Origin of the sequence: Synechococcus sp. BDU 130192 (assembly GCF_963876085.1) — a bacterium.
Classification (GTDB): domain Bacteria; phylum Cyanobacteriota; class Cyanobacteriia; order Cyanobacteriales; family MRBY01; genus MRBY01.
Map to the genome: position 1 here is coordinate 26,357 of NZ_CAWNNO010000009.1, position 16,947 is coordinate 43,303.

Consider the following 16,947-nt stretch of genomic DNA (forward strand, 5'->3'; position numbering starts at 1 on the left):
GTTTTTCTTTGCCGAGATGCTTGCATATTCTTAAATGCTAGTGCTACATTTATATACTGTTTGCAACCCGGACGTATAGCTCAGTTGGTTAGAGTACATCGTTGACATCGATGGGGTCACTGGTTCGAATCCAGTTACGTCCATACACAAGAAATAACCCCTAGCCGTTTCCCGACCAGATACTGGCGAGTTCGGGTCGGAAAATGTCCTGTCTCGTTTTTCTAGCCCATTAGCGCTATGATTTTACGGCACCTAGGGGGCGATCGGCGATCGCCTATGGTCTTTTCCAGTGATTGAGCCGCTGTCTGGCCGATACTGATTCAACCAGAGGAGCTGTGCCCATTGACTTGAGGTTGTGAAAATGGGACTGGTGATTCTCATTCTCAATGCTCTAAATACTGGGGCAAAAATACCGGGATTGACAACATTAGGCTATATTTCTGCATAACAAAATTAGAAAACTCCTTTATTATTCCTTAAGGTCAGGCTCCACAACTGTTGCGTCCCCTTAGCTTTTGATTTACTGCTTTATGACGTTTCTCCAGCATTCTATCCAGGCACAAGCATCGTTGCTCGATATCCTCAATGAGCGGGCACGCAGCCAACCCAATGCCCAAGCCTATGTTTTTTTAGAAAATGGAGAAACTGAATCTGGTCACCTCACTTACCAAGAATTAGCGACCCAGGCAAAGGCGATCGCCTCCCATCTGACCCCCTGGCGTGGGGAACGGGCATTGTTACTGTATCCGTCTGGATTGGCGTTCATCACAGCATTTTTGGGGTGTCTTTATGCCGGGGTGATTGCGGTGCCTGTCTATCCGCCGAAGCGCAACCAAAAGTTATCGCGCCTGTTGGCGATCGCCGATAATGCCCAGGCCAAACTTGCCCTAACCACCGAGGCCTTGTTAGGAGATATTCAACAAAGATTTGCCCAAGCAGAGCCGTTTCAGGATTTAACCTTTTTGGCGACGGATACTTTAAAACAAGCTCCCCAAGGCTTCAAGCCCCAGGAGATTCAGGGGGATGATCTGGCATTTCTGCAATACACTTCTGGCTCCACAGGGACACCCAAGGGCGTGATGGTTTCCCACCGGAATATCCTCCACAACCAGCGACTGATTCAAACCGCCTTTGGCCATAGCGAAAAGAGTATCGGGGTCGGTTGGCTGCCCCTTTTCCATGATATGGGTCTCATTGGCCATGTACTCCAGCCGCTTTACGTGGGCTTTCCCAGTATTTTGATGCCTCCGGTGGCGTTTTTAACTAATCCTCGTCGCTGGCTCCAGGCGATCGCCAAGTATCGGGCTACGACCAGCGGTGGGCCAAATTTTGCCTATGATCTATGTGTTGATCGCCTAACGGACAGTGATCTAGCCGATCTAGATTTAAGCAGTTGGAATCTTGCTTACAGCGGTGCAGAACCAGTGCGGGCGGCGACCCTCGAAAAATTCAATCAAAAATTTGCCCCCTGTGGTTTCCGGCCAGAGGCCTTTTATCCCTGCTATGGCATGGCGGAGGCGACCCTATTCATTACGGGGGGTGATAAGCAGCAAGCCCCGATCACCACCAGTTCGTCCGAAGAGTCAGACAATTTATTTGTTAGTTGTGGCCAACCCTACCATGACACCCAGGTGGCGATCGTTGATCCGGAATCTTTTGCCCCTTGTCCTGAAGGGACGACTGGGGAAGTGTGGGTGCGGGGGGACAGTGTCGCCCAGGGTTATTGGAATGCCCCCATTGCCACCCAAGAAACCTTTACGGCAACTCTCAATCACCATCAAAAATCTTTCCTGCGCACTGGTGATCTCGGTTTTATCGCCGCAGGAGAACTGTTCATTACCGGTCGCCTCAAGGATTTAATTATCGTCCGGGGAAAAAATCACTATCCCCACGACATCGAGCTCACGGCCCAACAATCCCACCCAGCTCTCCGGGAAAATTGCGGGGCGGCCTTCACGGTAGAAATTGACGGTACAGAACGCCTAATGCTGGTGCAAGAGGTAAAACGAACCTTTCTCCGAAATCTGGATGTCGAGGCGATCGCCCAAAAAATCCGTCAGGCGATCGCCGCAAACCACGAACTACAAACCTATGGCATCATCCTGATTAAAACCGGTAGCATCCCAAAAACGTCCAGCGGTAAAATCCAACGACACCGTTGCCGTCAGGCGTTTCTGGCCGATGAGTTGATGGTTGTGGGCCGCAGCGTCCTGGGTGAAGTAGATCATGTTTCCGCCCAAAGTTTTAATCCTCCCCAGAAACAACAACCCTCCCAGTCGACCACTGACTTAATTAAGCCCCTCCGCGAACAATTGGCCCAAGCCCTCTCGTTGCCCCTTGATACTATCCAAGACGATCAGCCCATCGCCGCTTTGGGCCTAGATTCCGTGCAAGTTGTTGAAATCAAGCATTACATCGAGCAAAAATTCGACTTAACAGTGCCCCTTGAAAAATTTTTTGAGGATCTTACCGTTGCCCAACTCGCCCAAGATATCCTGACTCTAGCTAATCTCCCCCAAGAATCCCAACATCACCAAAACGGACATTTCCCCCAAGCGACTCAGCTAGAAGCAGAGGGCATCGATCTCGACCAACGGTTGCGCCTCGCTTATAAACCAAGCCGCAATGTCCTCGATAAAGCCAGGGAGTTTAACCTGCCGGATCAATTGCGAGCCAATGATCTACTGCCCTATTTCCGAGCCCTTGAACGCAATGAAGGGGCCACCTGTATTTTTGAAGGGCGACAACTAATTATGTTGGGCTCCAATAATTATCTGGGGCTGACTGCCGATGTCCGAGTACGAGAAGCCACTGCCAAGGCCGCTCTAGAAGAAGGGCCGAGTTTAACGGGATCACGACTACTCAATGGTTCGACCCGCCAACACCGAGAATTTGAGCGAAAACTTGCCGCCTTCGTCGGTCATGAGGATGCTTTAGTCTTTACCACGGGATATCAGGCGAATTTAGGCTTTATTTCCGCCTTGATGAACGAAAATACAACGATGATCCTCGACAGTGAGGCCCATGCTTGCATTTACGATGGGGCGTTTATGAGTCGCTGCCGGGTAGTTCAATACCAGCACAATGACCTGCAAGATTTAGAACAAAAATTGATCCAGGTGACGCCAGAGTCCGCAACAATGGTCACGATTGATGGTCTGTATTCAATGACGGGGGATATTGCTCCCCTACCAGAAATTCGGCAATTATGCGATCGCCATGGGGCTACCCTCGCAGTAGATGATGCCCATGCTCTGGGTGTTTTGGGAAAAACGGGCCGGGGAACGGAGGAGCATTTCGGGATGATCGGCAGCAGTGATATTCTTTGCGGCACTTTTTCCAAGAGTTTGGCTTCCATTGGCGGTTGGGTCGCCGCCGAAGCAAAGGTGATTGATTGGATTCGTTTTAACGGGCGGTCAATGTTATTTTCGGCTTCTATACCCCCCACCTCCTTGGCTGCGGCTGCCACGGCCTTGGATATTTTGATCGCCGAACCCTGGCGGGTGCAAAAGCTCCATGAAAATGCCCAATATTGGCAACGGGGGTTACAGTCCCTTGGGTTTACCGTTGGCACTGCGCAAACGCCGATTATTACGGTACACATTGGCGATGATTTTAAATGTATGCAGTTCTGTAAGGCGCTACTAGAGGCGGGAGTTTATGTGAATGCGGCGGTATATCCGGCGGTGCCTCGTAATAAAGCCGCCCTCCGCACCAGTGTGATGGCGACCCACACCCAGGAACATTTAGACAAAGCCCTCGCAATTTTTGCGGAAGTCGGTCAGCAATTTCTGGCTGAAATCGAGGCTGAATAGATGCGACACGCAATTATTACGGGGGGATCGAGTGGGATTGGTTTGGCGATCGCCTGTCAGTTAGCTCAACAGGGGAATGTCAATCTTTCAATCATTGCCCGCAGTCCCACTAAGCTCCAGGTAGCGCAAACTCGGATTCAAGAAGCTTCTACCGATGTCCAGCAGCAATGTTTAACCCTCAAGGCAGATGTGGCCCAACGTAGCAATATTGAACAGGCGATCGCCACAGCCATAGAAAAATTTGGAGCGCCGGATTTATTAATCACCTCAGCGGGAATGGCTCACCCCGGTTATTTTCAGGAACTGCCCCTGGAGATTTTTGAACAAACCATGGCGGTAAATTATTTCGGCACGTTGTATGCGATTCGCGCTGCTCTCCCAGCAATGAGTGCCCAAAAACGGGGCCAAATTGTGATGATTTCTTCTGGAGCGGGTCTAGTGGGTTTGTTTGGCTATACCCCCTACAGTCCGAGTAAATTTGCCCTGCGGGGTCTGGCGGAATCTCTCCGGGGAGAATTAAAGTCCCAGGGGATTCAGGTGGCGATCGCCTATCCGCCCGATACCGATACCCCCCAACTGGCCGCCGAAAATTTGACAAAACCGCCGGAAACCAAGTTAATTACAGAGACCGCCCAAATGTGGACAGCAGAACGGGTTGCCGCCACCATTCTCCGGGGTATCCAGCGACAACAATTCGTTATTACCCCTGGCTTGGAAATGCAACTACTTTATCGCCTCCATAGCCTGCTGGCCCCCGTCCTGCAATGGTATTTTGATCGACTGGTGGCCCGCGCCCGCCAACACTAAATCTTTATCCCTTTCCTTTACCCTGACCCCATGGGATCGCCCACCATGACCCATTCTGCGAAAACCATTGTTGATCTGCTTCGTCACCGCGTTGACAGCACCCCCGACCGCACCGCCTATCACTTTATTTCAGGCGAAGATAACCTCACAACCCTGACCTATGCCCAACTAGAGCACCAGGTAAAGGCGATCGCCGCCCATTTGCAAAACTTTATCGAACCGGGCAATCGCCTTTTGTTAGTGTTCCCCTACTCGGCGGGCCTCGAATTTGTTGCTAGTTTTTACGCTTGTCTCTACGCCGGGGCGATCGCCGTCACCATTAACCCCAGTCGCAGTGATGATGCCCTCGAAAAGCTCATGGAACGGGTAGAAGATTGTCAGGCCAAGGGAATCCTCACAACCCGCGCCCTCATTGACTATTTCCAAAAGAAACTCACTAAAGCCCCCCGCCAGGCCGCTGGTCTTGTGCGCAAATTTAGCCAAGTCAAAGTAATTGCGATGGATGAAATTCCCGCAGATCTCGCAGCAGACTGGCAAGCCCCCAACATTACCGACGACACCCTCGCCTTTTTGCAATACACCTCCGGCTCCACAGGGAAACCCAAAGGCGTGATGGTCACCCATGGTAATGTGCTCCATAACTCCGCCGTGATCTACAAATCCTTTAGCCACAGTCCCGAAACCCGGATGGCCAGTTGGCTCCCCATGTTTCACGATATGGGCTTGATCGGCGGTGTTCTCCAGCCCTTCTACGGCAACTTTGAGGCCTTTCTGATGTCTCCCATCGAGCTAGTACAAAAGCCTGTCCGGTGGCTAGAGATCATCTCCCAGCACCGCATCACCACCAGTGGTGGCCCGAACTTTGCCTATGATTTGGTTGCTCGCCAAGTCACCCCAGAACAACTCAAAACCCTCGATCTCAACTCTTGGGATGTGGCCTATAGTGGCGCTGAAACTGTCCGGGCCAGTACCCTCGAAAAGTTTGCCCAGACCTTCGCCCCTTGCGGGTTTCGTCGCGAAGCCTTTTATCCTTGCTATGGCATGGCCGAAGCGACTCTGTTCATCAGTGGCGGCTCCAAGGAAAAAGCGCCAGTGGTGCAATATATGGCCCCCGAAGCCCTCGAACAAAACCAAGCGATCATCAGTACCGATGGCAGTCGGGGCATTGTCAGTTGTGGCTGGACATGGCTTGACGACGAGGTGATTATCGTTGACCCGGAAACCAAAACCAAACTTCCCGAAGGCCAAGTGGGCGAAATTTGGGCCGCAGGTAAAGGGATTGGTAAAGGCTACTGGGAACGGCCAGAAATCACAAAAGAAACCTTCCAAGCCTATGTGGATAACCAAGGCCCCTATCTCCGTACGGGGGATCTCGGCTTTTTAAAAGATGGCGAACTCTTTATTACCGGACGTACGAAGGACGTAATGATTCTTTGGGGCCGTTACCGTTATCCCCAGGATATTGAGCTGACTGTGGAGCAATGTCACCCAGCTCTGCGTCCCTGTGCGGGTGCGGCTTTTTCCGTGGAGGCCGCCGATGAAGAACGACTGGTGGTGGTTCAAGAATTGGAACGGAGCTATGTCCGTAACTTTGATCTAGAGGAAATTGTTGGGGCAGTTCGCCAGGCTGTTTACGAGGAACACACAGTGGAAGTTTACGGTATTGTCCTCTTGCGAACGGGCAGTATCCCCAAAACTTCTAGCGGTAAAATTCAGCGGCAAGCCTGTCGTCAGCAGTATCTGGCAGGTACCCTCAACGGTTTGGGGGAATGGCAGTTGGCGATCGCCGATAGTGATGTCACGGCCCTGGCCAATAGCCTCTAAAGGGTGGCGATGAAAATTGCGATTATTTCGAGTACCTTTTTGCCTTCCCACGATGGGGTGAGCATCACGCTATTTGAACGTTTAAAATTCCTATCTGCCCAGGGACATCAGGTGCTCTGTTTTGTTTCCAGTTACCAGGAAGTCGCCGCTATTTATCCCCGTTGGGCTGATTATGTGGGCGATTTGTTTGCAAATATCGCAATTGTGCCATTGCCCAGTGTGGCCTGGTTGGGGATTCCCCAGGAACGCAATCCCAAGCGGAGTAGTTTAAGGCGCATCGAAACAGAATTAGCACAATTCCAGCCAGATTTGATTCAAGTCGAAGAACCAGAACGGCTTTGGACGACGCTTTTCGCCTTACCGGGGTTGGATTATGCCCAAGCGCGAAATATTCCCTATATCGGCTGTTACCGGACGAATTTTGTCGATTATCTCCAGGACTATGCCCCGGCTTGGTTAATTGGGCCAGCGAAATGGGCCGCTTTAGCCCTAACCCGTCGGCTCTATGGCAAATGTTCTGTCACCCTGGTGGGCAGTCATTTTATTGAACAGCGCCTAAAGCAATGGCAACTAGAAAATGTGGTTTATATGCCCGTGATTGGCCCGCCGAAAATTGCGAATCCCCAAGCCCTAAAACAGACTAATTTTTTTCAGCAGCATTATGGCTTACCAGACCTAGATCAGCAGGTCAAAATTCTTTTTTTGGGGCGACTGTCTCCCGATAAAAATTGGGCTTTTATTCTGAAGCATTTACCAGAACTTGGTCGAGCAAACATTACTGAAAACTTTACGCTGCTAGTAGCAGGCCGGGGAGAATTGGCAGAGGCGATCGCCAATAGTGAATTTGCCCAAAGCTTACCGACGGCGATCCTGGGGGAGGTGCCCCACGAGCAGGTGCCAGCCCTCTTAGCGAATGTGGATCTTCATGTGACTGCTTCCCTTAAAGAAACCTTTGGCCGGACAGTGCAAGAATCCCTCTATGTGGGGACGCCCGTTTTAGCCCCGGACTGTGACTGGGCGCGGAATCTGATTGAACCAGGGGTCAATGGTTGTTTGTTTCAACCTGAAGACGGAGAAGATTTTATTCAGCAGCTAGCTCAGTTGATCGACTCTAAAGGCGATCGCCAACGGCTGCAAAACAATATCCAAAAGCAAAACCAAAATCGAGAGGTGCAACTTGATCCTAGTGAACAATGGGTTCGTTATTTAGAAACCCAAATCCGATCAACGGGTTAAATATTCCGGCGTTGGTGTCGAACGTCGTTGCACTTCCCGCCACGTACAGAATAAATTCAGTGAAAACCCAACACCATTGGCAATGAGAGTCGCCATCCCCGCCCCCAAAGCTCCGTAATAGTAAGCCAAAACCACCAGTAACGGCAGATAGAAAAGAAGAATGGCGGTGGCATTATTTCGCAGTGAGATATGGGGCATTTCCATCGCAAACAGGGCTGGTTCAAGCAAGTAATTTCCCATCATCAAAATACCGCCGATAATCAGCAAAACTAAGGTGCCATAGGCCGCCGTAAACTCTTCTCCCATCGCGTAGTAGAGTAACCCTTTACCCCCCAACAGAATGGCAATCAGCAAAATAAAACCAATCCCCTGGAGCACCCGCCCTAGTTTCCACAGCAGCTTTTGAAATTTGCGCCAGCGTCCTTGGGCACTCAAATGGGCCAATTCCGGGTAAACCGACTGAGTAAAAATTAAAGCGAGCTCTCGGAACGGCGTCGAAAATTCGTAGCCAGCCCGAAATAAGGCTACAGCACTGGGGGTTGCCACCGCGCCGACAATCAACGGACTCAGGGTGATCGCCAGCGGTAAAGAAGAATTCAGATTAGAAACAAAGCAAAATTTTAGAACACGGCGATCGCCAAACAAAAAATCCGGCAAAGACCAATCCCAACGACGCAAAATTTGTTTTCTATGCGCTTGCCACAAACCCAAAGCCAACAGCGAAAGACCATTAAGTGCCTCCCCACACAACCAAGCCAGAAGATAGCCCATCAAAGGAGCATCGAGCCAGAGGACAATGAGAGTGCCCACAAGACGCGTAAGCGGTGGCACCAATTGTTGGGCCGCAAGTAGATCAAAGCGATCATCGAGTCGCAGTAAACCAATAGGGGTTGAGCCAAGGGTACAAAGCATCAAAATACTGGCCTGCTGCACAGCATGAATCGTCTGCGGCTCCCATCCCACGATTGGCCCGACCCACGGCGCCGCCGCAACAGCAACTAGATACCCCCCCAAAGAACCCAGAAGATCCAGGCCAGTGGTTAATTTAAATAACTCGCATAAACCCTTAGAATCCTTGTTCTTTACATAATCAGCGCCATAACGAATTAACGCTTGCCATGACTGAAAAGTCGTCAAGCCAATCAAAAGCTCAATGTAGGCCCGGAGTAAAATTAACCTCCCAAAAGTCTCAACCCCAAGGGCATGGGCCGTGAGACTGAGATAACAGAAGTTGATGATCGCCGTCAGGATTTGGCCACAGAGCAACCAACTGAAATTTTTTAAGATTTTGCGGAGAATGCGGTCTGCCCAAAAAAATTTAGCCATTGATTCGTGACGAAAAAAAATTACGGCCTTCACTGTTGAGACCCAAAGGTTTGCCGGGACAACTATAATACAAAAGTTCACAAATGTTCCCTGGCCCAATCATGGCGAACCGCAAGGGTTGTAGCCAACATAGCCTGTTTACTCTATTGAAGTTTTGCGTGAACTGCAAGTGTGACCTATGGAAATTTTGTTGCCTTTACTCATCTTCAGCCTGGCCTTTATCTTCGGTAGTTTTCTGGAATATTGGATTCACCGAATTTTCCATGCTTCCCCCAAGCATCCCCTGAAGCGAACTTTTCCTAAACTGGGCCAAGGCCATGCCCAACATCATGTTGGTGGTACTGGTCAGGGTTTTCTTTGGGAGTTTCGCAACTATGTTTTCGGGATTAATGTTGTGATGTTGCCTTTTTTTCTCCATTCTCTGACCCTAGGAATCAGTTGGTTTCTGGGCTGTTTTTTCTACGCGGCCTTTGCTGCCTTCGCCCACCAATTGCAACATGACAACCCGATTAAATGTTTTTGGCTACCAATGCCCGTCCATTACGTTCACCATAAATACAATCAGTGGCACCATAATTTTGGGATCGGGGTTGATTGGTGGGATCGGCTTTTTGGCACCTATCGTCCGATGCCCGCTTGGCTCACAGAAAAGGAACAGCGCACGGCAGACCAGAAACTCTGGCAGATTAAATGGCTCTAGAGAATATGTAGTCTGAGCAGCATTTATTCGGACAAAAAAATGGGCTACTTAGAGCCCATCCATTTCAGATTATTTTCCTAAATTTATGGTGCTAACCCAAGGAGCTTATCAATGGAAAGCATCCAATGATTGCTAAAAACGAGGGGCAATCAGGGCCGGCATTTGCGAGCTTAAACCCATTTGCGCTTGGCGATCGCCATTTTGGGGAAGTTGCTCTGCATACAACGGTAAAGCGGCCCGTACCTTCGAGGCGACCTCAACGGTTTTGAGATCATAGGTAGTCGTTGCCAGTTTTGGATAAAGGCCAATGGCAATAATCGGGGCCAGCAAACAAACTGCCACAAAGATTTCCCGCGGTTTGGCATCTTCCCCAGCCGCAAGGCTGAGTGGAGCCTGGGAGCCTTTGCCGTAGAATACTTCCCGCAGCATTGAAAGCAAGTAAATGGGCGTTAAAATCACCCCAACCGCCGTTAAGAAAATGGCGATCGCCTTAAAGCCATAGCTATAGGCATCACTATTGCTTAAACCGAGGAAGACGGTCAGTTCACTGACGAAACCACTCATCCCTGGCAGTGCCAAAGACGCCATCGCCGCCGCCGTAAACATCGCAAAGGTTTTGGGCATCAACCGCGCAATACCGCTCATTTCGTCCATCATCAAAGTATGGGTGCGTTCATAGGTGACCCCAGACAGGAAGAACAGGGCCGCCGCAATGAAACCATGGGACAACATCTGTAACACGGCACCATTCATTCCCAAATCGGTGAATGAAGCAATCCCAACGAGGACAAAACCCATGTGGGAGATAGAAGACGAAGCCAAACGTCGCTTTAAGTTGGTCTGTCCAAAGGCGGTCAGCGCCCCATAGACAATGTTGACAATCCCCAGAACAATCAGCAGGGGAGCAAAACGAATATGGGCATCCGGCAACATTTCCATGTTTAACCGAATCAAACCATAGCCACCCATTTTTAAGAGCACACCAGCAAGGATCATGGAGACCGGCGCAGACGCTTCACTATGGGCATCCGGTAGCCAAGTGTGGAGCGGGAAGATAGGCAATTTAACGCCAAAGCCAATGAGAAATCCAGCATAGGCCAGTAATTCTAACGCCAGCGGATAATCCTTTAATCCCAGGGCTTGCATATCAAAGGTCACGTCACCGCCATAGAAAGCAAGGGCTAAGGTAGACGCAAGGATGAAAACAGAACCCAGGGCTGTGTAGAGAATAAACTTAGTGGCCGCATAGAGGCGTTTTTTTCCGCCCCAAATGGAAATGAGGAGATACACAGGAACTAGCTCTAATTCCCACATAATAAAGAACAGCAGCAAATCCTGGACGGCAAAAACACCGATTTGCGCACTCAGCATCACGAGGATGAGGCCCGCAAAGAGTTTCGGTTTCTTGGTGACGTTCCAGGCCGCGAGGGTCGCCAAGGTGGTGATCAGGGTCGCCAAAATAATTAAAGGCATTGACAAACCGTCAACGCCTAGGGACCAGTTCAACCCCAATTGGGGAATCCATGCAAAATTTTCAGTGAGTTGAAATTCTGTGCGACCGAGATCGTAGTTTTGCCAAAAAGCAGTGACTAAAAGGGCAAAATCGGTGAGGGCAACGCCTAGGGTATACCAGCGGATGGTTTTACCTTCTTTGTCGGGGATGAGGGGAATGACAAGGGCGGCCAAAAGCGGAAAGGCGATCGCCGTAGTGAGCCACGGGATTTGCAAGCTATCCATAGGACTAGGAAAAAATACTTATTATTGCGTTCGCCTCCGATTATATGAATTTTTGTTACAACCTGCCAAGGGGTTAAAGTAAAAACTTTTTATGGTCATGTTTATTTTTTGGGTTGTCTGTCTATCAGAAGACAGAATCCTGGTTTTGTGATGGAAAAAAGAAAAAAAATAATGCTTTTTTTACATCGAAATTCCCCCCAAACAAAAATCCACGGCGAGACAGCTCACCATGGACGATGTGGGCAAAACTTAACATCAACCGAAACATTAGGGCGACTCTGTGGTGGCCAGTTTAGGAATTTGTAAAACCGGGCGATTTAGAGCGACCACAAGGGCTTCTTCTCCCTGGGGAGAGGTTTCGACTAGGGCAGCGGTGGGTTGCTGATCGGGGTCATTTTTAGCAAAGCGATCAAAGTTAAGGCGCGGCATCTGACCCATAACCCCAGCCACAAAGAGAGCGGCGATCGCCCCACTGCCCCAGAGGGAAAGGGTGCGTAACTGGGAACGACGCAACCGCGCCAATACCCGTTGACCGAGATATTGGGCCGAAATGCTGGTGGGAATGGGCAGCAACTGTAGCGCTTGTTTGAGCTGCCGTAGCTGTTGATATTGCTGTTTGACCTGGGGGTCAGTATCCAGGAGGTGCTGAATTTCCTTGCGTTCTGCTGGGGTGGCCTCCCCATCAAAATAGGCGCTCAGGCGCTGGAACTGCTCAAAATTGTGGCCCATAGGAGTTTCAGAATCGGTGTGGTGTTGGTGAGAAGTGTGGTTTTTTTTCATTTCTAGGTCACCCCCTCTTCGGCGATCGCCATCGGTTTGTCGCTGAGAAAAGCTTTCATTATCTAGTCCGCCAAATAGGGCTGGAGCATTTCCTGTAACTTGGCCCGGGCCCGGGCGATCCTTGACTTGACGGTGCCGAGAGAAACCCCGGTGATTTCCGCAATTTCTTCGTAGGCGAGCCCTTCAATTTCCCGCAGCACGATTGTTGTGCGAAAGACTTCTGGTAGTTCGGCGATCGCCTCCCGTAAGTGTTCGTAAAATTCCTGGGTTGCCAGATCATCATCGGGGCTGGGATCATCAGAAGCCACATCCCAAGCCACTTCTCCATCCTGGGTCTGAAACGGATTGTCCAACGAGAGGGGACGACGAACCCGTTTACGTTTGCGTAGCTCGTCATAGAAGAGGTTTGTAATAATTCGACTCAGCCAACCCTTAAATTTTTGGGGATCATTCAAACGCTGAAGATTGCGATAAACCCGAATCCAAACTTCCTGGGATAAATCAGACCGATCCTGCCAATCCGGAGCGAGGTGGTAGAGGAGTCGATCCACATGGGACTGGTAACGTTTTAATAATTCCACGAAAGCAGCCCGCTCAGGCTTACTACCCGCCTGGCAACGGAGAATTAAATCATAGTTAGAGAGTTTTTCCGGAGACACACCACTTTTGGGAACGACTCCCTGCTGGGAAGGAATGGGGATAGAAAGGGATCGGTTCATGCTCTCTTCACAAAGAACTCATAACGGGACTTCTTCTTGCAAAGACCCTACGGCCCAGAAAAAAGTTCCAGCCCCTAGCTCTAAGTGTCAGCCCCCAGTCCTAGGAAAACACATTCTCTTCCTGTTCAAAGCCCGGTGCATAGCCTTCCAGGAGCTTACTAACCTGGGCTAACATGCTCTTGTCTTGGTTCGGAGAGGCGATCGCCTGGCGCTCAGGGAAAAAGTCCGGTCGGTCTAGATAGCGAGACAGGGCTGCATCCACCTGTTCATTAATTAAACCCTGCAATTCCTCACGGGCCTTTTGACGCTGATAGTTCGCTCCCTCTTCCGTCGTTGCGTAGAGCGGTGGCAAACGGTTTAGGGCATAGGCCGCAATATCCCCTACATCCAAACTTTGGGTGCTACTCGCCTCGATCTCAGCGACCCGGGCAATGGAGCGGCTAATAACTAGCTCCTCCATAACATTGATGAATTGTTTCCGGGGGACAGCAATCACTTCCCCCGTGAGCAAAGCCCCCATCAGGCGATCTAGCGCCATATATTCCTCAATGGAAAGCTCAGAGGACATATCGCAAATGCGTCCAACTTCCGCTTCCATGCTCGGGGTGAGATAGCCGTCTTTTAGGGCTTGTTCAACAATTTGATCAATACTCATAGGTTTCTTGGAAAATTCCGGGACAAGGGGGCCAATCACTTCACTATCTTTGCGTAAAAATCGGGGAAAAACCACGATTCTCTAAGAAAGTACATCCCATTACTATCATTCCAATTTATAGCAAGGGAATGGGCAATCTTTTTGCTTGACTTACACAGATTTACAAATGTTTTACTTCCCAAATAGGGAATGTAATTTACTCTAAAGGATTTTTGTCAATTTGCTACCGTCTATTTTGCCGCGACTAACGCCTTTGTTCTAGACACTCATCTCTAGCATTTTCTGAATCGGTTTCAAGGCAGCCGTCGCAATGTCGGGGCTAAGAGTGATTTCCGGGGCTTTATGTTTCATGGCCAAATAAAGTTTTTCTAGGGTGTTAAGGCGCATATGGGGGCATTCATTGCAGGCACAGTTACTGGTAGAAGGGGCCGGGATAAAAGTTTTACTGGGGCTGGCCTTTTCCATTTGATGGATGATGCCCGGTTCGGTGGCGACAATGAAAGTCTGGCTGGCACTCTCTTGGGAGCGTTTTAGTAGGGCGGTCGTGGAGCCGATAAAGTCAGCATGGTTTAACACAGGAGTTTCGCATTCAGGGTGAGCGAGCACCTCCGCGTCGGGATGTTCGAGTTTGAGTTCGATGATACGTTTTTCGGAAAAGGTTTCGTGGACAATGCAACTGCCCTGCCAGAGGAGGAGATCCCGTCCGGTTTGTTCACTCACGTAACGACCGAGGTTTTTATCGGGGGCAAAGATGATCGGTTGGTCGGCGGGAATTTGGTTGACGATTTTGACGGCGTTGGAGCTGGTGCAGATAATATCGCTCATCGCCTTGATCTCGGCGGTGCAGTTGATATAGGAGATGACGATGTGGTCTGGGTGCTTGGCTTTAAATTGGGCAAATTCGGCGGGGGGGCAACTGTCGGCGAGGGAACAACCGGCATCGAGATCGGGCAGAAGCACAAGTTTATTGGGGTTGAGGATTTTTGCGGTTTCTGCCATGAAATGTACCCCAGCGAAAACAATCACTTCGGCATCGGTTTCGGCGGCTTGGCGGGCTAAACCTAAGGAATCACCAATGTAGTCGGCAATGTCTTGGATATCGTTTTCTTGATAGTAGTGGGCGAGGATGATGGCGTTGAGGTCTTGTTTGAGATCGGCGATCGCCCCAAAGAGGTCTTGGGGAATGGCGGGTGTTGTCGGGCGGGCAGCGGCAGCAGCAAACATGGTCGTTTTTCCGTGAGAGATGGATCGCGGCAAATATGGAAATTCAGTCTAGCAAGGATTGGCAAGGAGCAAAACTTAGAGGGTGAGCTGGGCAGTGGGGTTAAAAAATTGCCGATAAAGGCCCTCAGTCACCAGGGAAGTACAGATGAGGTTAATGGTCACAATCAAAAAGAGAATCAAAATTTGATAGGAGGCAGCATTAAGCGGATCAATGCCCGATAAGACTTGCCCCGTAAACATCCCCGGCAAACTCACTAAACCTACTACCATCATAGAATTGATCGTCGGGATTAGGCTGGCGCGGATCGCTTCGGTACGGTAGCTGGCGATCGCCTGTTTGGGGGTTGCACCGAGACAAAGCTGGGTTTCGATTTCCAAACGACTGGTTTTAATCCGACTGCTGAGCCGTTCTCCCGCCAGGGAAGCACTATTCATCGCGTTCCCCAAGACCATCCCTGCCAACGGAATCAAATACTGGGGGTCATACCAAGTTTCCGGCTGCACAATCACCAGTAGGGTATACGCCAACGGCACACTGAAACTGATAAAAATTGATCCCCAGATCAACGGCAATTTAACCCGATCATTAATCCGATTTTTCGCGGCGATCGCCGCAATGGTCAACATCACCAAAACAATCCCTAATACCGCCAATGGGTGCGCCAAGGCAAAGACCATTTCCAGGGCATAGCCCACCACCAGCAATTGCAAAATTGTCCGTCCCGTTGCGAGTAAAAGCTGTCCCTCTAGCCCCAACTTTTGCCACCGGGCCAGGGCGATCGCCAAGGCAATTAGTCCCAACGCCCAGCCCAAATCTCCCGGATCTAAGGCAATAAATTCACCCATGCGCTTTTTTTTTTCACTCCCATAACCTATAACATTTATATTTACGCTTTTATGCGAATTCCTACCCAAAAAATCACCGTCACCCATGAGCCAAATTCCTCCCGTTGATCTAGGGCGCCAGTACGCAACCATTGCCGATGAAACCAATGCCGCCGTCTTGGAAGTGCTCAGTTCCGGTCGTTACATCGGGGGGACAGCAGTAAGCGAATTTGAAAAACATTTTGCCGCTTATCACCAAGTTAACTCTGCCATCGGCTGCAACTCCGGCACCGATGCCCTTTATCTTGCCCTAAAAGCCCTTGGAATTGGCGTTGGCGATGAAGTGATCACCTCTACTTTTACTTTTATCGCCACCGCAGAAGCCATTGCCATGTGTGGCGCAACCCCTGTCTTTGTTGATATTACCGCCGCAACCTTCAACCTCGACCTCGATCAACTAGAAGCGGCCATTACTTCCCGTACCAAGGCCGTGATCCCCGTCCATCTCTTTGGACAACCTGTGGATATGACCCGTCTTGGGGAAATTGCCCAAAAACATAGCCTGTTTATCGTTGAAGATTGTGCCCAGGCCACGGGAGCAAAATGGGGCGATCGCCAAGTGGGAGCCTGGGGAGATGCTGGCTGTTTTAGCTTTTTTCCGACGAAAAATTTAGGCGGTTGTGGCGATGGTGGTGCTGTGACGACCAACAATCCTGATCTCCATGGGCAGATCAAAATGCTCCGGGAACATGGTTCCAAAGTCCGCTATCAACATGAAGTGCTGGGGGTAAATAGTCGGTTAGATGCGGTGCAAGCCACGATTCTCGCCGTTAAATTGCGTCACCTCGACCTTTGGAATCAACAACGTCAGGCGATCGCCCACCGTTACCATGAATTGCTGGCTGGGATCGAAGGCATTCAACTCCCCCAAGCAACCCCTGGTGGGACCCATGTCTGGAACCAATACACGATCCTCGTTCAAGCCGGCGATCGCGATACCCTCCGTAGCCAGCTACAGACCGAAGGCATCATTGCGATGGTGTACTATCCCAAACCCCTACATCTCCAGCCCGTATTTGCAACCTTTGGCTATCAATCCGGAGCATTTCCCATTGCTGAGCAATGTTCTCACCAGGTGCTGTCTTTGCCTATGTTCCCCGACCTCAGCATCCCAGAACAAGAACAAGTGGCCACGACCCTCAAGCGTTTATTGGCGGCTTAACAACGCGATAATACTGAACAGTCAAAAAATAAAAAAGCCCAGAGAGTCAACGTTGTGACCATCTAAGCCTCCGTACA

Annotated in this window: 14 protein-coding genes and 1 tRNA gene; 7 read left to right on the plus strand and 8 right to left on the minus strand. The window is 50.2% G+C overall.

Features of this window, described 5'->3' with window-relative positions; translation table 11 throughout:
- Positions 1–69: 69 nt before the first annotated feature.
- Positions 70–143 (plus strand) — tRNA-Val (locus AACT35_RS03565).
- Positions 144–252: 109 nt separating this feature from the next.
- On the opposite strand, the gene AACT35_RS03570 is transcribed toward AACT35_RS03565, so the two are convergent.
- A complete protein-coding gene (locus tag AACT35_RS03570; RefSeq protein WP_256376219.1) occupies positions 253–381 on the minus strand; it encodes a hypothetical protein in 129 nt (42 codons plus the stop codon).
- Positions 382–530: 149 nt separating this feature from the next.
- On the opposite strand from AACT35_RS03570, the gene AACT35_RS03575 reads away from it, so the two are divergent.
- The 4 genes from AACT35_RS03575 to AACT35_RS03590 are packed head-to-tail and all read left to right on the plus strand — an operon-like array spanning position 531 to position 7,682.
- Entirely contained in the window at positions 531–3,815 is a 3,285-nt protein-coding gene (locus tag AACT35_RS03575) for an aminotransferase class I/II-fold pyridoxal phosphate-dependent enzyme (RefSeq protein ID WP_254047989.1), read from the plus strand.
- Entirely contained in the window at positions 3,816–4,622 is an 807-nt protein-coding gene (locus tag AACT35_RS03580; RefSeq protein ID WP_099238838.1) for an SDR family oxidoreductase, read from the plus strand.
- 45 nt (positions 4,623–4,667) lie between these two features.
- Positions 4,668–6,446, plus strand: a complete 1,779-nt coding sequence (locus AACT35_RS03585; protein ID WP_099238840.1) for a fatty acyl-AMP ligase — start codon at positions 4,668–4,670, stop codon at positions 6,444–6,446.
- Between the two features lie 9 nt (positions 6,447–6,455).
- Positions 6,456–7,682 (plus strand): glycosyltransferase, encoded by a 1,227-nt coding sequence (locus AACT35_RS03590; RefSeq protein ID WP_099238842.1) that lies wholly within the window; start codon positions 6,456–6,458, stop codon positions 7,680–7,682.
- Here AACT35_RS03590 and AACT35_RS03595 read toward each other — a convergent pair.
- The gene (locus AACT35_RS03595) at positions 7,671–9,008 is read right to left on the minus strand and encodes a lipopolysaccharide biosynthesis protein (protein WP_099238860.1); all 1,338 of its coding nucleotides are present in this window, start codon (positions 9,006–9,008) and stop codon (positions 7,671–7,673) included. The genes AACT35_RS03590 and AACT35_RS03595 overlap by 12 nt on opposite strands.
- 178 nt (positions 9,009–9,186) lie before the next feature.
- On the opposite strand from AACT35_RS03595, the gene AACT35_RS03600 reads away from it, so the two are divergent.
- The gene (locus AACT35_RS03600; RefSeq protein WP_099238844.1) at positions 9,187–9,708 is read left to right on the plus strand and encodes a sterol desaturase family protein; all 522 of its coding nucleotides are present in this window, start codon (positions 9,187–9,189) and stop codon (positions 9,706–9,708) included.
- A gap of 132 nt (positions 9,709–9,840) precedes the next feature.
- On the opposite strand, the gene AACT35_RS03605 is transcribed toward AACT35_RS03600, so the two are convergent.
- The 6 genes from AACT35_RS03605 to AACT35_RS03630 form a co-directional block, all read right to left on the minus strand.
- Positions 9,841–11,445, minus strand: coding sequence for an NAD(P)H-quinone oxidoreductase subunit 4 (locus AACT35_RS03605; RefSeq protein ID WP_012307583.1), 1,605 nt, complete (start codon positions 11,443–11,445; stop codon positions 9,841–9,843).
- 267 nt (positions 11,446–11,712) lie between these two features.
- Positions 11,713–12,225 carry an anti-sigma factor family protein gene (locus AACT35_RS03610; RefSeq protein ID WP_099238846.1) on the minus strand — a complete coding sequence of 171 codons (513 nt, stop codon included), beginning with the start codon at positions 12,223–12,225 and terminating at the stop codon, positions 11,713–11,715.
- 62 nt (positions 12,226–12,287) lie between these two features.
- Positions 12,288–12,944: a sigma-70 family RNA polymerase sigma factor gene (locus AACT35_RS03615; protein WP_012307580.1), complete on the minus strand. Its 657-nt coding sequence runs from the start codon at positions 12,942–12,944 to the stop codon at positions 12,288–12,290.
- 100 nt (positions 12,945–13,044) lie between these two features.
- Positions 13,045–13,599 carry a late competence development ComFB family protein gene (locus AACT35_RS03620; protein WP_030006461.1) on the minus strand — a complete coding sequence of 185 codons (555 nt, stop codon included), beginning with the start codon at positions 13,597–13,599 and terminating at the stop codon, positions 13,045–13,047.
- A 258-nt stretch (positions 13,600–13,857) separates the two neighbouring features.
- Positions 13,858–14,823, minus strand: coding sequence for a quinolinate synthase NadA (gene nadA / locus AACT35_RS03625; RefSeq protein ID WP_065710991.1), 966 nt, complete (start codon positions 14,821–14,823; stop codon positions 13,858–13,860).
- Between the two features lie 75 nt (positions 14,824–14,898).
- A complete protein-coding gene (locus AACT35_RS03630) occupies positions 14,899–15,669 on the minus strand; it encodes an ABC transporter permease (protein WP_030006459.1) in 771 nt (256 codons plus the stop codon).
- Positions 15,670–15,754: 85 nt separating this feature from the next.
- On the opposite strand from AACT35_RS03630, the gene AACT35_RS03635 reads away from it, so the two are divergent.
- Complete coding sequence (locus AACT35_RS03635) at positions 15,755–16,870, plus strand: DegT/DnrJ/EryC1/StrS family aminotransferase (RefSeq protein WP_099238848.1); 1,116 nt, start codon at positions 15,755–15,757, stop codon at positions 16,868–16,870.
- Positions 16,871–16,947: the final 77 nt, after the last annotated feature.

Excerpts from the sequence above, each read along its gene's own strand:
- AACT35_RS03570 (WP_256376219.1), bottom strand. The coding sequence starts at position 381 with ATGAGAATCACCAGTCCCATTTTCACAACCTCAAGTCAATGGGCACAG.
- AACT35_RS03575 (WP_254047989.1), top strand. The coding sequence starts at position 531 with ATGACGTTTCTCCAGCATTCTATCCAGGCACAAGCATCGTTGCTCGAT.
- AACT35_RS03580 (WP_099238838.1), top strand. The coding sequence starts at position 3,816 with ATGCGACACGCAATTATTACGGGGGGATCGAGTGGGATTGGTTTGGCG.
- AACT35_RS03585 (WP_099238840.1), top strand. The coding sequence starts at position 4,668 with ATGACCCATTCTGCGAAAACCATTGTTGATCTGCTTCGTCACCGCGTT.
- AACT35_RS03590 (WP_099238842.1), top strand. The coding sequence starts at position 6,456 with ATGAAAATTGCGATTATTTCGAGTACCTTTTTGCCTTCCCACGATGGG.
- AACT35_RS03595 (WP_099238860.1), bottom strand. The coding sequence starts at position 9,008 with ATGGCTAAATTTTTTTGGGCAGACCGCATTCTCCGCAAAATCTTAAAA.
- AACT35_RS03600 (WP_099238844.1), top strand. The coding sequence starts at position 9,187 with ATGGAAATTTTGTTGCCTTTACTCATCTTCAGCCTGGCCTTTATCTTC.
- AACT35_RS03605 (WP_012307583.1), bottom strand. The coding sequence starts at position 11,445 with ATGGATAGCTTGCAAATCCCGTGGCTCACTACGGCGATCGCCTTTCCG.
- AACT35_RS03610 (WP_099238846.1), bottom strand. The coding sequence starts at position 12,225 with ATGAAAAAAAACCACACTTCTCACCAACACCACACCGATTCTGAAACT.
- AACT35_RS03615 (WP_012307580.1), bottom strand. The coding sequence starts at position 12,944 with ATGAACCGATCCCTTTCTATCCCCATTCCTTCCCAGCAGGGAGTCGTT.
- AACT35_RS03620 (WP_030006461.1), bottom strand. The coding sequence starts at position 13,599 with ATGAGTATTGATCAAATTGTTGAACAAGCCCTAAAAGACGGCTATCTC.
- nadA (WP_065710991.1), bottom strand. The coding sequence starts at position 14,823 with ATGTTTGCTGCTGCCGCTGCCCGCCCGACAACACCCGCCATTCCCCAA.
- AACT35_RS03630 (WP_030006459.1), bottom strand. The coding sequence starts at position 15,669 with ATGGGTGAATTTATTGCCTTAGATCCGGGAGATTTGGGCTGGGCGTTG.
- AACT35_RS03635 (WP_099238848.1), top strand. The coding sequence starts at position 15,755 with ATGAGCCAAATTCCTCCCGTTGATCTAGGGCGCCAGTACGCAACCATT.